This is a genomic window from Pseudomonas sp. LBUM1662, from assembly GCF_059695915.1.
Genome location: NZ_CP166793.1, coordinates 4176421 through 4194285, shown reverse-complemented (window position 1 = coordinate 4194285; position 17865 = coordinate 4176421). Strand labels below are relative to the sequence as shown.

19 protein-coding genes are annotated in these 17865 nt (G+C 58.4%); 8 read left to right on the top strand and 11 right to left on the bottom strand.

Going from position 1 to position 17865, the window contains the following annotated elements; translation table 11 throughout:
* Window positions 1-40 precede the first annotated feature (40 nt).
* Window positions 41-886 carry a LysR family transcriptional regulator gene (locus ACA049_RS18950; RefSeq protein ID WP_497328838.1) on the bottom strand — a complete coding sequence of 282 codons (846 nt, stop codon included), beginning with the start codon at window positions 884-886 and terminating at the stop codon, window positions 41-43.
* 146 nt (window positions 887-1032) lie between these two features.
* Between ACA049_RS18950 and ACA049_RS18945 the strand changes: the two genes are divergently transcribed.
* A complete protein-coding gene (locus tag ACA049_RS18945; protein ID WP_497328836.1) occupies window positions 1033-1965 on the top strand; it encodes a DMT family transporter in 933 nt (310 codons plus the stop codon).
* A 1542-nt stretch (window positions 1966-3507) separates the two neighbouring features.
* Here the strand turns inward: ACA049_RS18945 and ACA049_RS18940 are convergent.
* Together ACA049_RS18940 and ACA049_RS18935 are read right to left on the bottom strand one after the other, a co-directional pair.
* Window positions 3508-3771: a DUF2790 domain-containing protein gene (locus tag ACA049_RS18940; RefSeq protein ID WP_497328834.1), complete on the bottom strand. Its 264-nt coding sequence runs from the start codon at window positions 3769-3771 to the stop codon at window positions 3508-3510.
* A 175-nt stretch (window positions 3772-3946) separates the two neighbouring features.
* Window positions 3947-4360 (bottom strand): ester cyclase, encoded by a 414-nt coding sequence (locus tag ACA049_RS18935; RefSeq protein WP_497328832.1) that lies wholly within the window; start codon window positions 4358-4360, stop codon window positions 3947-3949.
* 102 nt (window positions 4361-4462) lie between these two features.
* Here ACA049_RS18935 and ACA049_RS18930 point away from each other — a divergent pair, with 102 nt between their 5' ends.
* Entirely contained in the window at window positions 4463-5344 is an 882-nt protein-coding gene (locus ACA049_RS18930) for a LysR substrate-binding domain-containing protein (RefSeq protein ID WP_497328830.1), read from the top strand.
* Window positions 5345-5346: 2 nt separating this feature from the next.
* On the opposite strand, the gene ACA049_RS18925 is transcribed toward ACA049_RS18930, so the two are convergent.
* The 3 genes from ACA049_RS18925 to ACA049_RS18915 form a co-directional block, all read right to left on the bottom strand.
* Complete coding sequence (locus ACA049_RS18925; RefSeq protein WP_497328828.1) at window positions 5347-5739, bottom strand: hypothetical protein; 393 nt, start codon at window positions 5737-5739, stop codon at window positions 5347-5349.
* A 77-nt stretch (window positions 5740-5816) separates the two neighbouring features.
* Window positions 5817-7580 carry an L-lactate permease gene (locus ACA049_RS18920; protein WP_497328826.1) on the bottom strand — a complete coding sequence of 588 codons (1764 nt, stop codon included), beginning with the start codon at window positions 7578-7580 and terminating at the stop codon, window positions 5817-5819.
* A 299-nt stretch (window positions 7581-7879) separates the two neighbouring features.
* The gene (locus ACA049_RS18915) at window positions 7880-8788 is read right to left on the bottom strand and encodes a LysR family transcriptional regulator (RefSeq protein WP_497328824.1); all 909 of its coding nucleotides are present in this window, start codon (window positions 8786-8788) and stop codon (window positions 7880-7882) included.
* Between the two features lie 117 nt (window positions 8789-8905).
* On the opposite strand from ACA049_RS18915, the gene ACA049_RS18910 reads away from it, so the two are divergent.
* Together ACA049_RS18910 and ACA049_RS18905 are read left to right on the top strand one after the other, a co-directional pair.
* The gene (locus tag ACA049_RS18910) at window positions 8906-9955 is read left to right on the top strand and encodes an SDR family oxidoreductase (protein WP_497328822.1); all 1050 of its coding nucleotides are present in this window, start codon (window positions 8906-8908) and stop codon (window positions 9953-9955) included.
* A 37-nt stretch (window positions 9956-9992) separates the two neighbouring features.
* Window positions 9993-10229, top strand: a complete 237-nt coding sequence (locus tag ACA049_RS18905; RefSeq protein ID WP_497328820.1) for a hypothetical protein — start codon at window positions 9993-9995, stop codon at window positions 10227-10229.
* Between the two features lie 31 nt (window positions 10230-10260).
* Here ACA049_RS18905 and ACA049_RS18900 read toward each other — a convergent pair whose 3' ends face one another.
* Window positions 10261-11112 carry a CAP domain-containing protein gene (locus tag ACA049_RS18900; RefSeq protein ID WP_497328818.1) on the bottom strand — a complete coding sequence of 284 codons (852 nt, stop codon included), beginning with the start codon at window positions 11110-11112 and terminating at the stop codon, window positions 10261-10263.
* 166 nt (window positions 11113-11278) lie between these two features.
* Here ACA049_RS18900 and ACA049_RS18895 point away from each other — a divergent pair, with 166 nt between their 5' ends.
* The 3 genes from ACA049_RS18895 (at window position 11279) to ACA049_RS18885 (ending at window position 14167) form a co-directional block, all read left to right on the top strand.
* Window positions 11279-11899, top strand: coding sequence for a cell wall hydrolase (locus tag ACA049_RS18895; RefSeq protein WP_497328816.1), 621 nt, complete (start codon window positions 11279-11281; stop codon window positions 11897-11899).
* A 107-nt stretch (window positions 11900-12006) separates the two neighbouring features.
* Window positions 12007-12939 carry a GlxA family transcriptional regulator gene (locus tag ACA049_RS18890; protein WP_497328814.1) on the top strand — a complete coding sequence of 311 codons (933 nt, stop codon included), beginning with the start codon at window positions 12007-12009 and terminating at the stop codon, window positions 12937-12939.
* A 253-nt stretch (window positions 12940-13192) separates the two neighbouring features.
* Entirely contained in the window at window positions 13193-14167 is a 975-nt protein-coding gene (locus tag ACA049_RS18885; protein ID WP_497328812.1) for a nitrilase-related carbon-nitrogen hydrolase, read from the top strand.
* A 136-nt stretch (window positions 14168-14303) separates the two neighbouring features.
* Here ACA049_RS18885 and ACA049_RS18880 read toward each other — a convergent pair whose 3' ends face one another.
* Genes ACA049_RS18880 through ACA049_RS18865 form a run of 4 tightly spaced genes read right to left on the bottom strand, consistent with a single transcriptional unit; the run spans window position 14304 to window position 16491 of the window.
* Window positions 14304-15002 (bottom strand): dienelactone hydrolase family protein, encoded by a 699-nt coding sequence (locus tag ACA049_RS18880; RefSeq protein WP_497328810.1) that lies wholly within the window; start codon window positions 15000-15002, stop codon window positions 14304-14306.
* Between the two features lie 36 nt (window positions 15003-15038).
* Complete coding sequence (locus ACA049_RS18875) at window positions 15039-15662, bottom strand: glutathione S-transferase family protein (RefSeq protein ID WP_403096981.1); 624 nt, start codon at window positions 15660-15662, stop codon at window positions 15039-15041.
* Window positions 15663-15714: 52 nt separating this feature from the next.
* Window positions 15715-16230 carry an HvfX family Cu-binding RiPP maturation protein gene (locus ACA049_RS18870; RefSeq protein ID WP_497328808.1) on the bottom strand — a complete coding sequence of 172 codons (516 nt, stop codon included), beginning with the start codon at window positions 16228-16230 and terminating at the stop codon, window positions 15715-15717.
* A 57-nt stretch (window positions 16231-16287) separates the two neighbouring features.
* Window positions 16288-16491, bottom strand: a complete 204-nt coding sequence (locus ACA049_RS18865; protein ID WP_461981326.1) for an HvfA family oxazolone/thioamide-modified RiPP metallophore — start codon at window positions 16489-16491, stop codon at window positions 16288-16290.
* 385 nt (window positions 16492-16876) lie between these two features.
* Between ACA049_RS18865 and glsB the strand changes: the two genes are divergently transcribed.
* On the top strand, window positions 16877-17785 hold the full coding sequence (gene glsB, locus ACA049_RS18860) for a glutaminase B (RefSeq protein WP_497328806.1): 909 nt from the start codon (window positions 16877-16879) through the stop codon (window positions 17783-17785).
* Window positions 17786-17865 lie beyond the last annotated feature (80 nt).

Genomic DNA, 17865 nt, shown 5'->3' with positions numbered 1-17865 from the left:
TCAGGATTTGAATCAGTAAAGCAGTGTTTGGCGCACTGACTCAGTTTTCGAAGCACGACGCCAGGAAGGCCATCACCGCCTGCACCGACGGGGTGTGCCGGATATCGCTGTGCACCACCAGCCACACTTCACGCGCAAGGCCCGCGCCCACAGCCTCCATCGTTTGCAAGCCGTAGTGCTCGCCAAGGAAGTACGGCAATGCCGCAACGCCAGCGCCTGCCTGGGCAATGGTCGCCTGGATGTTCAGGTCATTGCTGCGCAGCAGGATCGGTCGGTCGCCTGCTTGTTGCTTGAGCCAGACCTGTTGCGGGGTTTGCTCCATGGTCTGGTCGTAGGCGATGAAAGCCAGATCGTCCGGCGCTGTTTTGGCCAGATAATCCGCCGAACCGTACAAATGGAACTGCACTGTCGCGACCTTGCGTGCTACCAGGTCCGGCTCCTTGGGGCGGCTCAGGCGCACGGCAATATCGGCTTCGCGTCGCGACAACGACGCGCTGTCCAGACTGCCGATCAACTGCAACGACAGCTGCGGATGTTGGATGCGCAACGCGTTTATTCGCGGCGCGATCAACGCGCAGGCGAGGGCGGGCGGGGCACTGACGGTGACTTCGCCGGTAAAGCTTTCCTGCCCGGCCAACGCCGTGCGCTGCACCGCAAAAGACTCGCTTTCCATCCGCCGCCCCAACTGCGCAATCCGTTCGCCGTCCTCGGTGATGACATAGGAACGCGGGCGCCGGTCCACCAGCTTGAGGTTCAGCGAACTCTCCAGCGCGCTGATGCGCCGCGCCACCGTGGCATGGTCGACCTTGAGCTTGCGCGCCGCAGCGGACAACGACTGCTCGTGGGCGAAGACGATGAAGTAGCGAAGATCCTCCCAGTCGAACATGGGCGTTTTCTCACATGATGGGTGAATAAATGGGGAATTTTGCCCCACAGCCAAGCCTGCAAGAATCCTTCAACACCTGACAAGCAGGTCTGAAGCATTCCGCGATGTGCGGCGTGTTCATCGCACGACTTGACGAGGAAACAGCCATGTCAAAATCAACGCCTCTCGCCTATGCCGGCATCGTCGGTGCCACGTTTTTCTGGGGCACCAACTTCAATGCCGGCGCCTACATCATCAAGAGCATGGCACCGATCAGCGCGTCCATTGAGCGCTTTGCCATATCCACCCTGTTGCTCGTGCTGATTTTCGGTTTGACGGGCAAGTTGCGCCTCAGCACGCTGAAGCAAAATCTACCGGCCTTTATCGGACTGGGGCTGCTGGGCTTTACCGCGTTCAACCTCGCGACCTTCTTCGGCCTGCAAACCACCACGCCCATCAACGGCGCGCTGATCCTGGCGACCACGCCACTGTGGACCATGATCTTCGCCGTGCTGCTCGAAGGCGAACGCATCGATCGCGGCCGCGCCATCGGGCTGGTCTTGGGCTTGCTGGGCGTTGGCCTGGTGATTACGCGCGGTGACATCCAGGTGCTGCTCGGCCTGAAAGTGGCGACCGGCGATGCGATCATTCTGGCCGGCAGCATCGCCTGGGCGGCCAACATGGTCGGCACCCGGCGCTTCGTCAAAGACTCTACTCCGCTGGAAACCACCACGTTCTCGATGCTGTTTGGCGTCATTGGCCTGATCGTGTTGGGCTTCATCTATGAGAACCCGTTGGCCACGATCAGCACGGCTTCGCTGTCGGTGCATGGCGCGGTTGTTTACTTGGCGGTCTGTGGTTCGTTGATTGCGTACTTGCTGTGGTTCAAAGGCATTCATGCGATCGGTGCGGCGCGCACTTCGATCTTCTTTAACCTGGCGCCTGTGTTCACCATGCTGGTGTCGTCGATACTCGGAGTGCTGCCCAATGTGTGGCAGTTGCTGGGGGCGGGCGGCGTGATTCTTGGGGTGGTGTTTGCTTCGGGGTTGGTGTTCGGAACGGGTGAAGCCTCGGCAAAGATGACAGAAAAGACCTCGTGAAAATCAGGCATCCCTTCACCCCTGTAGGAGCTGTCGAGTGAAACGAGGCTGCGATCTTTTGATCTTCAGCGATTTCAAATTCGCCGAAGATCAAGATCAAAAGATCGCAGCCTCGTTTCACTCGACAGCTCCTACAGGAGTGGGTGTGACGTGCGACAAGTGAATAAAGCCTCTTCGTTAATTCGTCGTAAACCATGCTGGTGTCGTCGATACTCGGAGTGGGTGAAGCCTCGGCGAAGATGACAGAAAAGGCCGCGTGAATATCAGGCATCCCTTCACCCCTGTAGGAGCTGTCGAGTGAAACGAGGCTGCGATCTTTTGATCTTCAGCGATTTCAAATACGCCGAAGATCAAGATCAAAAGATCGCAGCCTCGTTTCACTCGACACTCCTACAGGAGTGGGTGTGACGTGCGGCAAGTGAATAAAGCCTCTTCGTTAATTCGTCGTAATCGGAGTGTTGCCCTATGTGTGGCAGTTGCTGGGGGCGGGCGGTGTGATTCTTGGGGTGGTATTTGCTTCGGGGCTGGTGTTTGGAACGGGTGAAGCCTCGGCAAAGATGACAGAAAAGACCTCGTGAAAATCAGGCATCCCTTCACCCCTGTAGGAGCTGTCGAGTGAAACGAGGCTGCGATCTTTTGATCTTCAGCAATTTCAAACACGCCGAAGCTCAAGATCAAAAGATCGCAGCCTCGTTTCACTCGACAGCTCCTACAGGAGTGGGTGTACCGTGCGGCAAGTGAATAAAGCCTCTTCGTTAATTCGTCGTAAACCATGCTGGTGTCGTCGATACTCGGAGTGAGTGAAGCATCGGCGAAGATGACAGAAAAGGCCGCGTGAATATCAGGCATCCCTTCACCCCTGTAGGAGCTGTCGAGTGAAACGAGGCTGCGATCTTTTGATCTTCAGCGATTTCAAATACGCCGAAGCTCAAGATCAAAAGATCGCAGCCTCGTTTCACTCGACACTCCTACAGGAGTGGGTGTGACGTGCGGCAAGTGAATAAAGCCTCTTCGTTAATTCGTCGTAAACCATGCTGGTGTCGTCGATACTCGGAGTGAGTGAAGCCTCGGCGAAGATGACAGAAAAGGCCGCGTGAATATCAGGCATCCCTTCACCCCTGTAGGAGCTGTCGAGTGAAACGAGGCTGCGATCTTTTGATCTTCAGCGATTTCAAATACGCCGAAGCTCAAGATCAAAAGATCGCAGCCTCGTTCCACTCGACAGCTCCTACAGGAGTGGGTGTGACGTGCGGCAAGTCAATAAAGCTTCTTCGTTAATTCGTCGTAAACCACGCTGGTGTCGTCGATACTCGGAGTGAGTGAATCCTCGGCGAAGGTGGCAGAAAAGACCGCGTGAAAATCAGGCATCCGTTTACCCCTGTAGGAGCTGTCGAGTGAAACGAGGCTGCGATCTCTTGATCTTCAGCGATTTCAAATACGCCGAAGATCAAAAGATCGCAGCCTCGTTTCACTCGACAGCTCCTACAGGAGTGGGTGTAACGTGCGGCAAGCCAATGCAGCTTTTGTTTTAGGGCCCCTCATTCAGTTCTGCTCTTCGCAGGCCTGGGCCATTTTGAAGTAGGTAAAGGCTTTGACGTTCCCGGAGTCGTCCAGATACGTGAGTTTGGCGTTGACCACTTCGCAATCGGCCGAGCGAGGTTCCTCAAGGGAAATGACTTTGGCCACGTGGATCGGCATGCCATAGCGATAAGGCTTGGCGGGTACGTTTGGCGTGTCAGCAAACGCGTTATGGGTGAGTGCTACAAAGGCAAAAGCAGCACTGGCGAACAAAGTAAGGGTATTCATGGTGTGTCTCCGGTTACTTCGACCAGGTCGGCGGATACTGCAACGCCGACCCTTGCAGAAGACTTCTGACATCCATCACAACTTCAGGTGGTCGCGCACCGTGTGGGGGAGTCAGGAGCTGCAGAAGCAATATGAAAAAAGTTGCGGGTTTCATGTTGCACTTCAACTCGGTTGCTCAGAATCCAATCAAATCGCGATGAACTTCCAGCGCATTACGCTCGACCCAGTTGTGGGCCAGCAGGCCATCCGGGCGAACTTCCCAGACCGCAGTGCCGAGCATTTCAAAAGGGCTGTTGCACGAGCGCCCACCAATAAATCCCTGGTTCTTTCCCGCCAGTTTCCAGCGAGAGGCAACGCGAGAGCCTTCGGCATTCTGAAACGTCTCGATACTGTCGAACTCGAAGTCTTCAATCTTCGACAAAAAGACACCGATCCATTGAATAAAAGCTTCGCGGCCAACGATATCCATACCGCCAGAAGTGATGACAAAGTCTTCAGCCACAAAGCGTGCTGCGGCTTGCGGATCTTTGGCTTGCCAGACTTCGCGCCAGAAACTTTCAACGATCTCCACTGCTTTATTGACTGCCATTTTCGAACTCCTCGTATTCAGGTTGAGTACGATGTTCGGCAATTGCTATCTAGAACTCAAACGCATAAATTTAATGGCATCCAGTTGAAAGGCGAATCCATCATGCAAGCCAGCGATCTAGAGATCGACCTGCTACGGGCGTTTATCGCAGTGGCGGAGACCGGCAGTTTCACCGCGGCTGCCGAGGTGATCGCTCGGTCGCAATCGGCGGTGAGCCAGAAGATCATCCGGCTGGAAGAGGTACTTGGTTTTCGTGTCTTCGAGCGCACCAGCCGTGCGCTGACGCTGACCCCGGACGGCGAACGCCTGCTGGTGGGTGCGCGTCGAATGATGGTGCATTTCGACACGTTCATGCGGGACATCAAGGCGCCGGCCACCGTCACCCTGCTGCGCCTGGGGATCTCGGAAAACCTCGTACCGACCCAGCTGCCCAAGCTGCTGTCGCGCTTCACCCAGTTGTATCCCGACATTCAGCTGGAACTGACCACGGGCCTGAGCGACGACCTGCTCACCGACTACGAAGCCGGGCTGTTGGACGTGGTCATTTCCAAACGAAAATTCAGTTCTGGCACCACGCGAGGCCGTGTCATCTGGCGCGAACCGTTGGTATGGATCGCCGCGAAGGATTATGAAATCGAATCATCGAAACCGGTGCGGCTGGTGATGATGCGGCCACCCTGTGCGTACCGCGCCATCATGATCGAGGCGTTGGCCACGGTCGGGCGGGAATGGGCATCAGCCTGTCTGGCCAGCAATTTGATGGGCGTGCAGGCGGCCGTTGCCGGTGGGTTGGGGATTACGGCGTTGGGGACTTCGTTTTTGCAGGAAGGGATGCGGATACTGGAACCGTCGGAGAAGTTGCCGACGTTGCCAAGTACCGAAGTCGCGGTGGTTGGCGATGATGTTCGTACTCAGCATTTGGTGCAGCCGTTGGTGTCGTTGCTGACGGAGGGGTTGATGGCGGGGGGTAGTTTGACAGTCTGATTTCAGGTCTTGTCGCACCATGTAGCGAAGATTGCGCCCAGGATTATTAAGATTGATAAAGTATGGAATAGCCTGACTTTCCAGGGCTTGACTGCTTCAACCACAAGCTGTTCGCCAACTGGACCTGTACCTTCAGAAGCCATTTTTACGGCTTCACCGAACTTATGGAGTTCTTTTTGTGAGAAAACAATCACCCATTGATTAGCGGCTGCGAAGATAAAGTAACTGGCCGCAATCAGCAGATAGGTTGAACCTGGCCAATGTCCTTTCTCGCTTCCAATCGTGTAGCCAAGAACGGCGAGAGAGATGAACTGAAAGTAAGCCCAAAGTTTATGAACGCTGTCACTTTGCTTCTGGTAGATGTCAAATGCATCTTTGAATGAAATATCCGTCACGATTTAACACTCCTGTTCCATTGTTTGCCACAACCCGGGCAACTCGCCCGGGCATGGACAACAGATTGACCTAGCGCTTAGTGCCCGCCCACCACCATATGACTGAACGGCGCCACATAAGCCTGCAACGTCACCAACCCACCGACCAGAATCGCCAGCACAATCGAGTGGAAGAACACATATCGCAGAATCTCCCCCTCATGCCCGTACCAGCGAGTCGCCGTGGACGCGACCACGATCGACTGGGCGTCGACCATTTTACCCATCACCCCGCCAGAACTGTTGGCAGCGGCCATCAGCACCGGGCTGATGCCCAGTTGCTCGGCGGTCACTCGTTGCAGGCCGCCGAACAGCACGTTGGAGGCGGTGTCGGAGCCGGTCAGCGCTACGCCGAGCCAGCCGAGGAGGGTGCCGAACATGGGGTAGAAGATGCCGGTCGCGGCGAAGGCCAGGCCCATGGTGGCGTCGAGGCCCGAGTAGCGGGTGAGGAAGCCGAGCGCGAGCATGGCCACGATTGTGATGAGTGAGTAACGCACGACCCACAGCGTTCGCAGGTATTGGCGTGCCAGTTGCGGGATGGAATAGCCCATCAGCAGGCCGCCGACGATGGCTGCCAGGAGGATGCCGCTGCCGGTGCTGGTGAACCAGGTGAACTTGTACACCGCTTCCTCGGTTTTAGCCGCGGGCACCACGGGTGGCACCTTCTCGATCTGCTGGTGAATGGTGGTGAAGGTCACGATCGGGGCGAAGATCGGGTTGGCTTCGCGCAGCGGTTTGCCTTGTGGATCGAGCTTGGCCGAGTTGGTGGCCGGATCGATCGCCGGGCGGGTGTCGAACATGTTTTTGAAGCCTTGGGTGCCCCAGGCGAAAACGAACACTGTGAGGATGATCCACGGCATCCACGCGCGCATCACCGCTGGTTTCGCATCGCTGGCAAAGGTCCCGCTGGCCTCGGGTTTTTGCTGATGCTCCTCGTCGATTTTCGAGTTGTCGACGCGCCCGGTCAGGGCGGCGGAGGTGTGGATCGTGGCCGGTTTCCAGACCTTTAGGAAACCGGTCAGGCACGCCATGGAGATCAGCGCGGCGATCACGTCCACCAGCATCGGCCCGTGGTAGTTGGACACGAGGAACTGCGGCACGGCGAAACTGACCCCGGCCACTAGAATGGCCGGCCAGATTTCCAGCATCTTGCGCCAGCCGGCGAAGGCCCAGATCAGCCAGAACGGCACCAGTACCGAGAAGAACGGCAATTGTCGGCCGACCATCATCGACAGCTCCATTTCATCCAGCCCGGTAACCTTGGCCAGGGTGATGATGGGCGTACCCAGCGCGCCGAACGCTACCGGCGCGGTGTTGGCAATCAACGCCAGGCCAGAGGCGGCCAGCGGCGAGAAGCCCAGCCCGATCAGAATCGCCCCGGTCACCGCCACCGGCGTGCCGAACCCGGCAGCCCCTTCGAAGAAGGCGCCGAAGCAGAACGCGATCAGCAGCAGTTGCAGGCGTCGATCGTCGGTGATGCGCGCGAGGGAATCCTGCAGCACTTTGAACGAGCCGTTCTCGGTGGTCAGCCGGTGCAGGAAGATGATGTTGAGCACAATCCAGCCAATCGGCAGCAGGCCGTTGGCGGCGCCGTAGAGTGCCGCCGAGCCCGCCATGTTCGCGGGCATGCCGAAGGCGAAGATGGCGATCAATAGCGCCGAACCAAGGGCCAGCAGGGCTGCCAGATGCGCCTTGATATGGAAAAACGCCAGGGATGCCAGCATGACCACCACGGGCACGGCCGCCATGATGGTTGATAGCACCGGGTTACCGAAGGGGTCGTAGATTTGCTGCCAGACCATGTTCCACCTCTGCTTTTTATTGTTGGTAGTGCAGGCCCCGGGCGGGGTTGGTGGAATGGAGTATAGGTGGCATTACGCCGCTGTCCTGCCGCAACATCTGGCACCTCGCTACCCCGGCACCGCGCACCCTCTGTAGCAGCTGTCGAGCCTGCGAGGCTGCGTTCGGCTGCGTAGCAGTCGTGAAACCTGAGCACACGACTTTCATAAAGTACCGCATCGCCTGATTTCACGACTGCTTCGCAGCCGAACGCAGCCTCGCGCTGCTCGGCAGCTGCTACAGGGGGGCGATTGGGTTGGGGTTAAAACCGCCCGGATTCAATTTCAATCGGGTGGGTCGCCATCCATTCCTTGAGATGAGCGATAAAGCTTCGGACGGTGGGCGCGATATTTTCTCTTGAGGGGTAGACCGCATAGATGCCGCTTGATGGCTCGACGGTCCAGTCAGCGAACGCCTCCAGCAGTTTTCCAGAGCGCAAGTCATCGCCGACATGCCAGTCCGCGAGCAACGCGATGCCATGCCCGTCGAGCGCCATTTGACGCACGACTTCCCCCAGGCCTGACTCGAAACGGCTGCGCATCTTGACTGTTTTCTCAACGCCGTCCCGAGCCAGTGTCCAGCGATTCTCCTTGCCGATTATCAGTCCGTCATGCATGGGCAAGTCCTTTGGCGAAAGGGGCATGCCGTGCTTTTCCCAATACGCCGGGGCGGCACACACCAGGCGCCGGGAGGATGAAATCTTTTGTGCGATCAGGGTTGAGTCGGCCATGACGCCGTGGCGAATCGCGAGGTCAATGCCTTCGGCGACCAGATCCACCAATCGGTCCGTCGGGTCCAGATCCACGACGACTTTCGGGTAACAAGACAGGTAGCTACTGACGACGCCCGACAAGTAACCCAAGGCAAATGTTGCCGAGGCGGTGATTCTCAGGCGACCGCTGACCTCGGTTTCATCGAATAGGCCGCGTTCGGCTTCCTGGACGCTGGCGAGGATGGATTGAGCATGTTGATAGAGTTTTTGCCCATCCGTTGTCGGGCTCAGTTTTCGCGTGGTGCGATTGAAAAGTCGTCGGCCGACGCGATCCTCAAGGGAGAGCAGGCGCTTGCTGCCGCCTGCGGCCGTCATTCCGAGGCGTTCAGAGGCGGCACGGATTGAGCCTTCCTCAAAGACGGCGGTGAATAGGCGCAATTCGTCGATGGAATCCAGCATTGGATTAGCAACCATTAGGACCGAAAGATTCAATAACTATCGCCTATTGCTTTCATTTTTTCGATGATAACTTTTGACCCTCCTGCAACTGCACATCGAAATAATGAGGGTCACGTCATGAGCAATACCCATGTAGCACTGGTCGTTGGATCAAGCGGCATCATTGGCAGTGCGCTGGTTGAGGCACTGGCCGGTGCGCCAGACTGGAAGGTTCGAGCCCTGCGCAAGACCTCCGTCGAAGGCGTCGAGACAATCGATTGTGATCTGAGTGATCCTCAAGCGACCCAGGCCGCGCTGGCTTCTGCGTCCGACACCACGCATGTGTTTTACGCCGCCTTGCAAACCGACCCGGATCTGGCTCGCGAATCCGAAATCAATGCGGCCATGCTGCGCAACGTGCTGGATGGCTTGAAAGCAGTCGGCGCGCCGCTTCAGCGTGTGGTGCATTACCAGGGCGCCAAGGTCTATGGCGTTCATCTGGGTGCCGGCGTGGCGCCATTTTACGAGGACGACCCGCGCCACATTGCGCCGAACTTCTATTACGCGCAGGAAGATGTGCTGCGCGAGCGTCAAGCCAGCGAAGGACTCGACTGGACCATCCTCAGACCCGATGTGGTGGTGGGCGATATCGCCGGTAATCCGATGAATATTGCGATGGTGATCGGCGTATTCGCGGCGCTGAGCAAAGAGGCCGGTGTGCCATTGCGCTTTCCGGGTTCCATGCGCACCTACCGCGAAGTGGTTGCGCAAGTGACCGATGCCCATTGGCTTGCTCGCGCCAGCCTTTGGGCGGCCCTGGCACCGACGGCGCGCAATGAAGCGTTCAATCTGGTGGGCGAACCGTTCCGTTGGGAACGCCTCTGGCGCAAAGCGGCGCAAGCATTCGGCATGGACGTCGCGCCGCCACAACCGTTCTCCCTCGCCAGGCACATGCCCGGTAAAGCGCAGGACTGGGAGCGTCTGGCCCAAACTCATGACTTGAACACGATGCCTTTCAATAAGCTGGTGGGCTGGCCGTTCGGTGATTTCATCTTCAACACTGAGTTCGACATGATTAGCGACATGAACAAGATTCGGCGTGCGGGTTTTACCGAAGTCGTCAACAATGAGGAGATCATGATCAACGCGTTGAAACGGCTTGCACAGAAAGGGGTTATTCCCGGTTAACCCGTCACTCGGCTATCACCGACGAGAGGATGCAGCGATGACTGAACGCCATGAGGAACACAAGGAAACGCTTTCCAACGGATGCAGGATCGAGGTGAAAGCCGAAATATTGAAAGACGGCTCCCTGAAGATGTTCATCGGAGTCTACCGGCCGGACGGCTCGGTCATTGAAGAGGACAATCACCCGTCTCCCCATATGCTGGACATGGAGGCGGCTTTGGACTGGGCAATCGAAAAAGCCAAGGACATCGGCAACCAACAACATACGTTGTAAGAGCGGTGAATCACCGCTCCGATCATCGTCCTTACGGCGTGCCGAACATGGCTGTCCAGTAAATCCCCGCATCGCTCTTGGGATCAACCGCATAGGCCGCGCCCAGTTCGCGGAACTTCGGGTTCATCAGGTTGGCGCAATGACCGGCGCTGGCCAGCCAGCCATCGACGACCTTGCGTGGGGTGTCTTGCCCGGCGGCGATGTTCTCGCCGATGTCCTGATAGTTGTAACCCGCCAGCTCGGCGCGGTCGCCCGGTGTGCGGCCGTCGCGGTCCTTGTGGTCGAAGAAATTGTTATTCGCCATCGACCGGGTGTGTTCTTGGGCCGCGGTCGCCAGCACCGCATTCCAGGCCAGCGGTGTGGTCGCGGCAAACGGTTGACCACCGCACTGACGGGGTTGTGAACGCGCGGCATTGAGCATTTCCAGGAGCTTCTGGCCTTCAGCCGCGGCGTCGCCCAGGCGTGCGGTCAACAGCGGGCGTGCCAGCACGATGCGCCAGTCGCGGCCCTCGTGGCTGACACCGACGTCGATGAACTGCGGGTTCAGCACCACCTGGCAGAAGCTCTCCTTGATCGCCGTTATGGCGGACTGCGCATCACGCGGTCCGGACAAGGTGATCGCCTGCACATTGACCATCGGGTACGACGCCCGGGCCATGGCCTGCTGCAAATCGACAGGCCCGCTGGCCGATAGCACCAGACGCTGATCGTTGGTCAGCGGTGGCAATTCCGGTGACGCCTGACCGCCGCAACGCTGCACCTGGCTGCGGTAAACGTTGATCGACTCGACCAATTGCGTCTCTTCGGTCGCCATGGCCGTGGCGGCGAACACCAACCCCAGCGACAACACGACAAAACGCATAGCGGATGACAGGACGCGCATGGAAATCTCCCTTGATTTGACTGCGCCCATGATGCGCGATTCCACCCCATGCCGCGCAATGCCTTTTTGCGGTTTGTTGCCTGTCTGCTGACATGATTTGGCTACTACACTGAAGCCAAGTCGCCAAATGGGCACTTCTCTCGACGCCACACAGAGTGTCTCTATCATGTCCTTCAAATGGTCCGTTGTGTTTCTCGTGGTTACCCTTGTCGCAGGCCAGGTTATTGCCGACGACCAGCAGCAAAAAAAGGAAGTGGCTGAAGACAAGGCTCAAGTGCTTGAACACAAGGCCGCAGAGAAGGGCGGCGATCTGCCCGTACCGAAATCGGAGGCGATCACTCAGTCCGAAGTCCAGGCGGTCGATCCCGCAGGCCAGTCTCCGCTGGACGACGCGATTACCTGCATGGCCCGCTCCATCTACTGGGAAGCCAAAGGCAAAGACACTGCCGAAATGGAAGCGGTCGCCAACGTGGTGATGAATCGCCTCGGCCACGAAGGTTTTCCCGACACCGTGTGCGCGGTGGTCAAGCAAGGTTCTGAAACCAAAAGCTGCCAGTTTTCGTGGTGGTGCGACGGGAAATCGGACACGGTCCAGGAAGAAACCCAATACGCCCTCGCCAAGGAAATCGCGCGTAAGGCGCTGAACAAACAGCTGCCAGACCGCACCGGTGGCGCGATGTATTTCCATGACCGCACGGTGAAACCGGACTGGTCCAAGGCATACACCAAAACCTTTGAAACCAAGATGTTCCGGTTTTACAAACCGCGCGATGGATCGGCGAAGTAGGCCGAAAGCAATCTCCTTTTTGATCAGCGGCTGATTCCATTTTCGAGGGTATGGGGGTTTACTACGATGGCTTGAAACCCGTCATGCCACGAAATCGGACAGCCGCCATGCACACCATCGGACTCATCGTTTACCCCGGCTTCCAGGTGCTGGGCCTTGCCATGTGCGCCACCTTCGAGTTGGCAAATATGGCGGCCGACGAGCCGGTGTACAGCATCGCGTTGCTTTCCGAGCAGGGCGGTTCAGTGAAAACCTCTGCCGGATTCGGTGTGGAAACCAGCGCATTCGACCAACGCACGTTCGATACGCTGTTGGTGATGGGCGACAACCTGATCCGCCCGACATCGCCGGGCATGGTGGCGTTTTTGCGCAGTGCCAGTCTGACCACTCGACGCCTGGGTTCGATCTGCACCGGTGCGATTGCGCTGGCCGAGGCGGGTTTGCTGGATGGTCGGCGGGCGACGACTCACTGGTGTCATGCGCCGGCCTTGCAGCGTGCGTACCCGAAAGTGAAGGTCGAAGAAGACCGCATCTTCATCAATGACGGCAATATCTGGACCGCCGCGGGCATGAGCGCCTGTGTCGATCTGGCGCTGGCCCTGGTGGAAAAGGACTTGGGCGCGGACGTCGCACGGCGGGTGGCCCGGCAACTGGTGGTTTATCACCGTCGCGCAGGCGGGCAATCGCAGTTTTCCGTGATGCTCGAACTGGAACCCAAGACCGATCGCATCCAGGCCGCGTTGACCTACGCCAAACACAACCTCAAATCAGCATTGTCGGTAGAAGAACTGGCCGGCGCAGCCAATCTCAGCCCCCGGCAGTTCAGTCGTGTATTCCATGCCGAAACCGGTCAATCCCCGGCCAAAGCCATCGAAAACCTGCGGGTGGAGGCGGCCCGGCTGATGATGGAAACCGGTCGGCATTCCATCGATGTGGTGGCCATGGATACCGGTTTTGGTGATCGCGAGCGCATGCGCCGGGCGTTTATCCGCGCGTTCGGCCAGCCGCCGCAAGCGATCCAGCGCGCCCATCGCACCTGAACTCTCGGTCAATGTAGGAGCTGTGTGGGGTCTGTGTGGGGTCTGTGTAGGAGCTGTCGAGTGAAACGAGGCTGCGATCTTTTGACTTTGATCTTTTTAAAAACAAGATCAAAAGATCGCAGCCTCGTTTCACTCGACAGCTCCTACACAGCTCCTACAAGGCTTTGTCCTAAAAGGTGGTGTATTAGGCATTTGAGACGAAATATGATTGCCGTAATCTCGTTGAAACCCAACCCTCAATGAGATCACCGCCATGACCCTCGTTAAAGCCGCCGCCGTACAAATCAGCCCAGTACTCTACAGCCGTGAAGGCACCGTCAATAAAGTCGTGCAGAAGATTCTTGAACTCGGTGACCAAGGCGTTCAGTTCGCCGTGTTCCCGGAAACCATCGTGCCGTACTACCCGTACTTTTCCTTCGTGCAGTCGCCATTCGAAATGGGTGCTGAGCACTTGAAGCTGCTGGATCAGGCCGTCACGGTGCCTTCGGACGCCACAGATGCCATCGGCGCCGCCGCCAAACAGGCCGGCATGGTCGTGTCCATCGGCGTCAACGAACGTGACGGCGGCACGCTGTACAACGCGCAGTTGCTGTTCGACGCTGATGGCACGCTGATCCAGCACCGCCGCAAGATTTCCCCGACTTATCACGAGCGGATGATCTGGGGCATGGGCGATGGCTCCGGGCTGCGCGCCGCCGACAGTGCGGTAGGGCGCATCGGCCAACTGGCGTGCTGGGAACATTACAACCCGCTGGCCCGTTACGCCTTGATGGCCGACGGCGAACAGATTCACGCCTCGATGTACCCGGGTTCCTTTGCAGGTCCGCTGTTCACCTCGCAAATGGAAGTCAACATTCGCCAACATGCCCTCGAATCGGCGTGCTTCGTGGTCAACTCCACGGCGTGGCTCAACCCTGAGCAGCAGGCACAAATCATGGCCGACACCGGCTGCCCTATCGGCCCGATTTCCGGTGGCTGCTTCACGGCAATCATCAGCCCGGACGGCGTGGTGCTGGGCTCGCTGCAGGAAGGCGAAGGCGAGGTGATCGTTGACCTCGACATGAGTCTGATCGACAAGCGCAAACGCATGATGGATTCCCGCGGCCATTACAGCCGCCCGGAGTTGCTGAGCCTGCTGATCGACCGCACGCCAGCGGCCCATGTGCATGAGCGTGGTGCTCATCCGCAGTTGGCGGTGATCGATGCTGTGGAAGAGATCAGCCGCTGATTGGCTTGAGACCGCGCCGCCCCCTTCGCGGGCAAGCCTCGCTCCTACAGGTCATACGCCACATCCATGATCTGTAGGAGCGGGGCTTGCCCGCGAAGAGGCCATCACAGGCGCAAACAAAAAAAGGGACTTGTCTTTACAGCTCCTGCCCCAAAAAGATCAACGTATTGCCATGGGCCTCAGCCGCCGCGCGCTGGTTGTAGCTGTCGCGATGCGAGCAGTTGAAGCCATGCTCGGCCTCCGGGTACACGACAATTTCCACGTTGTCGTTGTTCTCGAAACGCTCGGCGATTTTTTCCACGGCTTCCAGTGAAATGTGGCTGTCTTGCTCACCGAAGTGCATCAACAACGGCACCTCGATTTCATCGGCGCGGTCCAGGTGGTTCTGGATGCCGCCGCCGTAGTAGGCGATGGCCACATCCACCAGGCCGTTGGTGGCGGTGAGGTAGGACAGCAAGCCGCCAAAGCAATAACCGATGGACGCGATCCCGCCTTCCAGGCCAGGTTGCGCATCCAGCGCGTCGATGGCCAGTTTGATGTCGGCCTGTGCCTTGTCGATGTCGGTGGCGTTCATCAGCTCGACGGCGCGTTTCCAGCCGGCTTCGTCATAAGTCAGCTCGATGCGGTGGCCGTTGCGCCAGAACAGGTCCGGCGCGATCACCAGGTAACCATCGGCGGCGTATTGCTCCGCGACCGAGCGGATGTGCTCATTCACGCCGAAGATCTCCTGGATCAGCACGATCCCCGGGCCTTTGCGGGTATGCGGAATGGCCAGGTAAGCGCCGAATTTACCGTCGTCGCTGTCGATCTCGATCCATTGGGTGGTCACGCTCATGGTGGCTCCTGTCTACACAAGTGAGAGGGGGAAAGCTTATTGCGGTGGTGTGGCCTGAAAGCTGGGCAATGCCTGAATCCGTTTCCACCAGTCATCGAAGCCGTTGACGGCAAACACCTGTGGGGCATCCGGCGTCATCGCCATGTAAGCACAGGCCGGTGCCAGGTAAAAGTCACCGAGGCTCGGATCCTGACCTGCGACGAAGGGGTCGGAGCCTTTGATTTTCATCAATTCACGCAGGACCATTTTCGAGGTTTCGATGCCTTTACGACGGGATTCTTCATTCTTCCCGCCGATGAAATCGGGGAACAAGTGATAGCCGAACACCGAGCCTAGCGCACCGTAGCCATAAGAATCATAAATTCCCATGACCATATGTGTGCGGGCGCGGTCGTGGGCATTGTCGGGAGTCAGCGAAGGCCCTGGCAGCACTTCGTCCAGATAGGCCACGATCGCGTCGGTTTCGATGATGCGGAAACCGTCGTGATCGATGACCGGCACCTTGCCGAACGGATGGCGGGCCAGGTGTTCGGGCAGGTGCGGTTCGCCTTTCATCACATTGACCTGCAACTGGTCGAAATCCGCACCTTTTTCCGCAAGCAGCATCTTCACTGTGCGCACATACGTACTGCCGTCAAAACCGTAGAGAGTGAGGCTCATGGCGAATGCTCCGTGTTTATGGGAGTGGAGGACGCGCCCGGGCTCTGGTCTGTCAACGGTTATGGCGACGCCAGGCAAAACGAGCCAGCAGTGCATCCAGGCTGAGCTTGCCGGCACCCGAGAGCAACAACGGCATAAGGGCGGCGAGGTAGATCAGCGGCAGTTTGAAGTTGCCGTGGCCCTTGTTGCTGATGGAGTAACCCTGGGCAAGCTCACTCAATGTAGACCAATCGGCCGGCCAGTGAACGGCGGCCGTCGCGACGATGGTGACGACGATCAGAATGATGGCCGAAACCCGCGTTCCGAGGCCGACCAGGATGGCCAGGGCGCAGATCAGTTCGGCCCACATCGACAGTTCCCAGTTCAGCGTGGCCGGTACGTGGTTGAACGGAAACGGGAAGGCGTCCTGGATGTCGGCGAACCAGTTATCGCCGTTCCATTTTTCCAGGCCCGACTCGAAGAATTCCCAGGCAATGAACAGCCGCAGCGTCAAAGGCGCGAGCCAGCTGCCGGCACGGTCGAGGTTCAGGTGCAGGCCTTTGACGGCCGATGAAAGTGAGGTGTTCATGAGCTTGATCTCCGTTCAGTCAGGTGTGCGGGGCAGCAATGGCCCCGCGGCAATGAATTACTCGCCGGAACCGCACTTGCCTTCGCCACATTTGCCTTCAGCGGGTTTTTCCGCGGTGTCGGCCTGTGCCTGGCTGTAGCCGTGGGCCAGTTGTTTCATGCTGAACGCCTCGGATTCGGAAGCCGAAGCCACGTTGGACAGGGCCAAGCCGCCGGCGATGATCAGGCCGAGGGTCAGGGAAGAAGTCGAGAGCTTGAACATGGTGATACTCCGTAGCGTTGAATGAGTTGAGCGCTTTGATCGGCTTGGCCGATCGACAGGCACAGTTCATCAAGCGGGTGTATCTGCGATGTGTCTTTGGTGCGGGGTTTTATGGACGGGGTGTGTCGCAGGCGGGTCTGTACACACTCCGATACACAGCCCCTGAGTTAACCCACCTGTAGGAGCTGTCGAGAGAAACGAGGCTGCGATCTTTTGATCTTGATCTTTTTAAAAGCAAGATCAAAAGATCGCAGCCTCGTTTCACTCGACAGCTCCTACAGAGAAGTTTGGGTTTCGTCAGGAGCAATCTGTGATCCAGCGCCAACCAGCAGCGTCTAGCCTCCGTGTCCCCGCAATCCCATGGGGCGAGACTTCGGAACCCGGCATGCAAGCGCTGTTGAACGAGATCCTTGACGCTGTCCGGCCGCTGATCGGTCAGGGCAAGGTGGCTGACTACATTCCTGCCCTCGGCACAGTGCCGGCCAATCAATTGGGCATTGCCGTGTATGGCAACGACGGCGAGCTGTATTGCGCGGGCGATGCCGAGACGCCGTTCTCGGTGCAGAGTATTTCCAAGGTGTTCAGCCTGGTGCAGGCCATCGATCACTCCGGCGAAGCGATCTGGGAGCGCCTCGGTCACGAGCCTTCCGGTCAGCCGTTCAACTCGCTGGTGCAGCTGGAATTCGAGCGCGGCCGCCCGCGCAATCCGTTCATCAACGCCGGTGCCTTGGTGATCTGCGACATCAACCAGTCACGCTTCGCCGCGCCGGCGTTGTCGATGCGCGATTTTGTCCGTCGGCTGTCCGGCAACCCGCAGGTCATGGTGGACGGCAAGGTCGCCGAATCCGAATACCAGCACCGCGCGCGCAACGCGGCCATGGCGTACCTGATGCAATCCTTCGGTAACTTTCACAACGACGTCGAGGCCGTGCTGCGCAGCTACTTCAGCCATTGCGCGGTGCGCATGAACTGCGTGGACCTGGCCCGGGCGTTCTGCTTCCTGGCCAACGACGGATTCTGCAAACACAGCGGCGAACAGATCCTCACCGCCCGCCAGACCCAGCAGGTCAACTCGATCATGGCCACCAGCGGGCTGTACGACGAAGCCGGCAACTTTGCCTATCGCGTCGGCTTGCCGGGCAAGAGCGGCGTCGGCGGCGGGATTGTCGCGGTGGTGCCGGGGCAGTTCACGGTGTGCGTCTGGTCGCCGGAATTGAACGCCGCCGGCAACTCGCTGGCCGGGATGGCGGCGCTGGAACTGCTGAGCCAGCGGATTGGCTGGTCGGTGTTTTAAGCCATTCGGGGCGGCGCAGTTAATGACGCTCCGTGGATTTTCCTATACATTTTCCAGCCGCTCCCTGCATGGTGAAACCG

What these genes read in the sequence shown, in the direction of transcription:
- ACA049_RS18950 (WP_497328838.1), bottom strand. Translation starts at nt 886, where the DNA reads ATGTTCGACTGGGAGGATCTTCGCTACTTCATCGTCTTCGCCCACGAG.
- ACA049_RS18945 (WP_497328836.1), top strand. Translation starts at nt 1,033, where the DNA reads ATGTCAAAATCAACGCCTCTCGCCTATGCCGGCATCGTCGGTGCCACG.
- ACA049_RS18940 (WP_497328834.1), bottom strand. Translation starts at nt 3,771, where the DNA reads ATGAATACCCTTACTTTGTTCGCCAGTGCTGCTTTTGCCTTTGTAGCA.
- ACA049_RS18935 (WP_497328832.1), bottom strand. Translation starts at nt 4,360, where the DNA reads ATGGCAGTCAATAAAGCAGTGGAGATCGTTGAAAGTTTCTGGCGCGAA.
- ACA049_RS18930 (WP_497328830.1), top strand. Translation starts at nt 4,463, where the DNA reads ATGCAAGCCAGCGATCTAGAGATCGACCTGCTACGGGCGTTTATCGCA.
- ACA049_RS18920 (WP_497328826.1), bottom strand. Translation starts at nt 7,580, where the DNA reads ATGGTCTGGCAGCAAATCTACGACCCCTTCGGTAACCCGGTGCTATCA.
- ACA049_RS18915 (WP_497328824.1), bottom strand. Translation starts at nt 8,788, where the DNA reads ATGCTGGATTCCATCGACGAATTGCGCCTATTCACCGCCGTCTTTGAG.
- ACA049_RS18910 (WP_497328822.1), top strand. Translation starts at nt 8,906, where the DNA reads ATGAGCAATACCCATGTAGCACTGGTCGTTGGATCAAGCGGCATCATT.
- ACA049_RS18905 (WP_497328820.1), top strand. Translation starts at nt 9,993, where the DNA reads ATGACTGAACGCCATGAGGAACACAAGGAAACGCTTTCCAACGGATGC.
- ACA049_RS18900 (WP_497328818.1), bottom strand. Translation starts at nt 11,112, where the DNA reads ATGCGCGTCCTGTCATCCGCTATGCGTTTTGTCGTGTTGTCGCTGGGG.
- ACA049_RS18895 (WP_497328816.1), top strand. Translation starts at nt 11,279, where the DNA reads ATGTCCTTCAAATGGTCCGTTGTGTTTCTCGTGGTTACCCTTGTCGCA.
- ACA049_RS18890 (WP_497328814.1), top strand. Translation starts at nt 12,007, where the DNA reads ATGCACACCATCGGACTCATCGTTTACCCCGGCTTCCAGGTGCTGGGC.
- ACA049_RS18885 (WP_497328812.1), top strand. Translation starts at nt 13,193, where the DNA reads ATGACCCTCGTTAAAGCCGCCGCCGTACAAATCAGCCCAGTACTCTAC.
- ACA049_RS18880 (WP_497328810.1), bottom strand. Translation starts at nt 15,002, where the DNA reads ATGAGCGTGACCACCCAATGGATCGAGATCGACAGCGACGACGGTAAA.
- ACA049_RS18875 (WP_403096981.1), bottom strand. Translation starts at nt 15,662, where the DNA reads ATGAGCCTCACTCTCTACGGTTTTGACGGCAGTACGTATGTGCGCACA.
- ACA049_RS18870 (WP_497328808.1), bottom strand. Translation starts at nt 16,230, where the DNA reads ATGAACACCTCACTTTCATCGGCCGTCAAAGGCCTGCACCTGAACCTC.
- ACA049_RS18865 (WP_461981326.1), bottom strand. Translation starts at nt 16,491, where the DNA reads ATGTTCAAGCTCTCGACTTCTTCCCTGACCCTCGGCCTGATCATCGCC.
- glsB (WP_497328806.1), top strand. Translation starts at nt 16,877, where the DNA reads ATGCAAGCGCTGTTGAACGAGATCCTTGACGCTGTCCGGCCGCTGATC.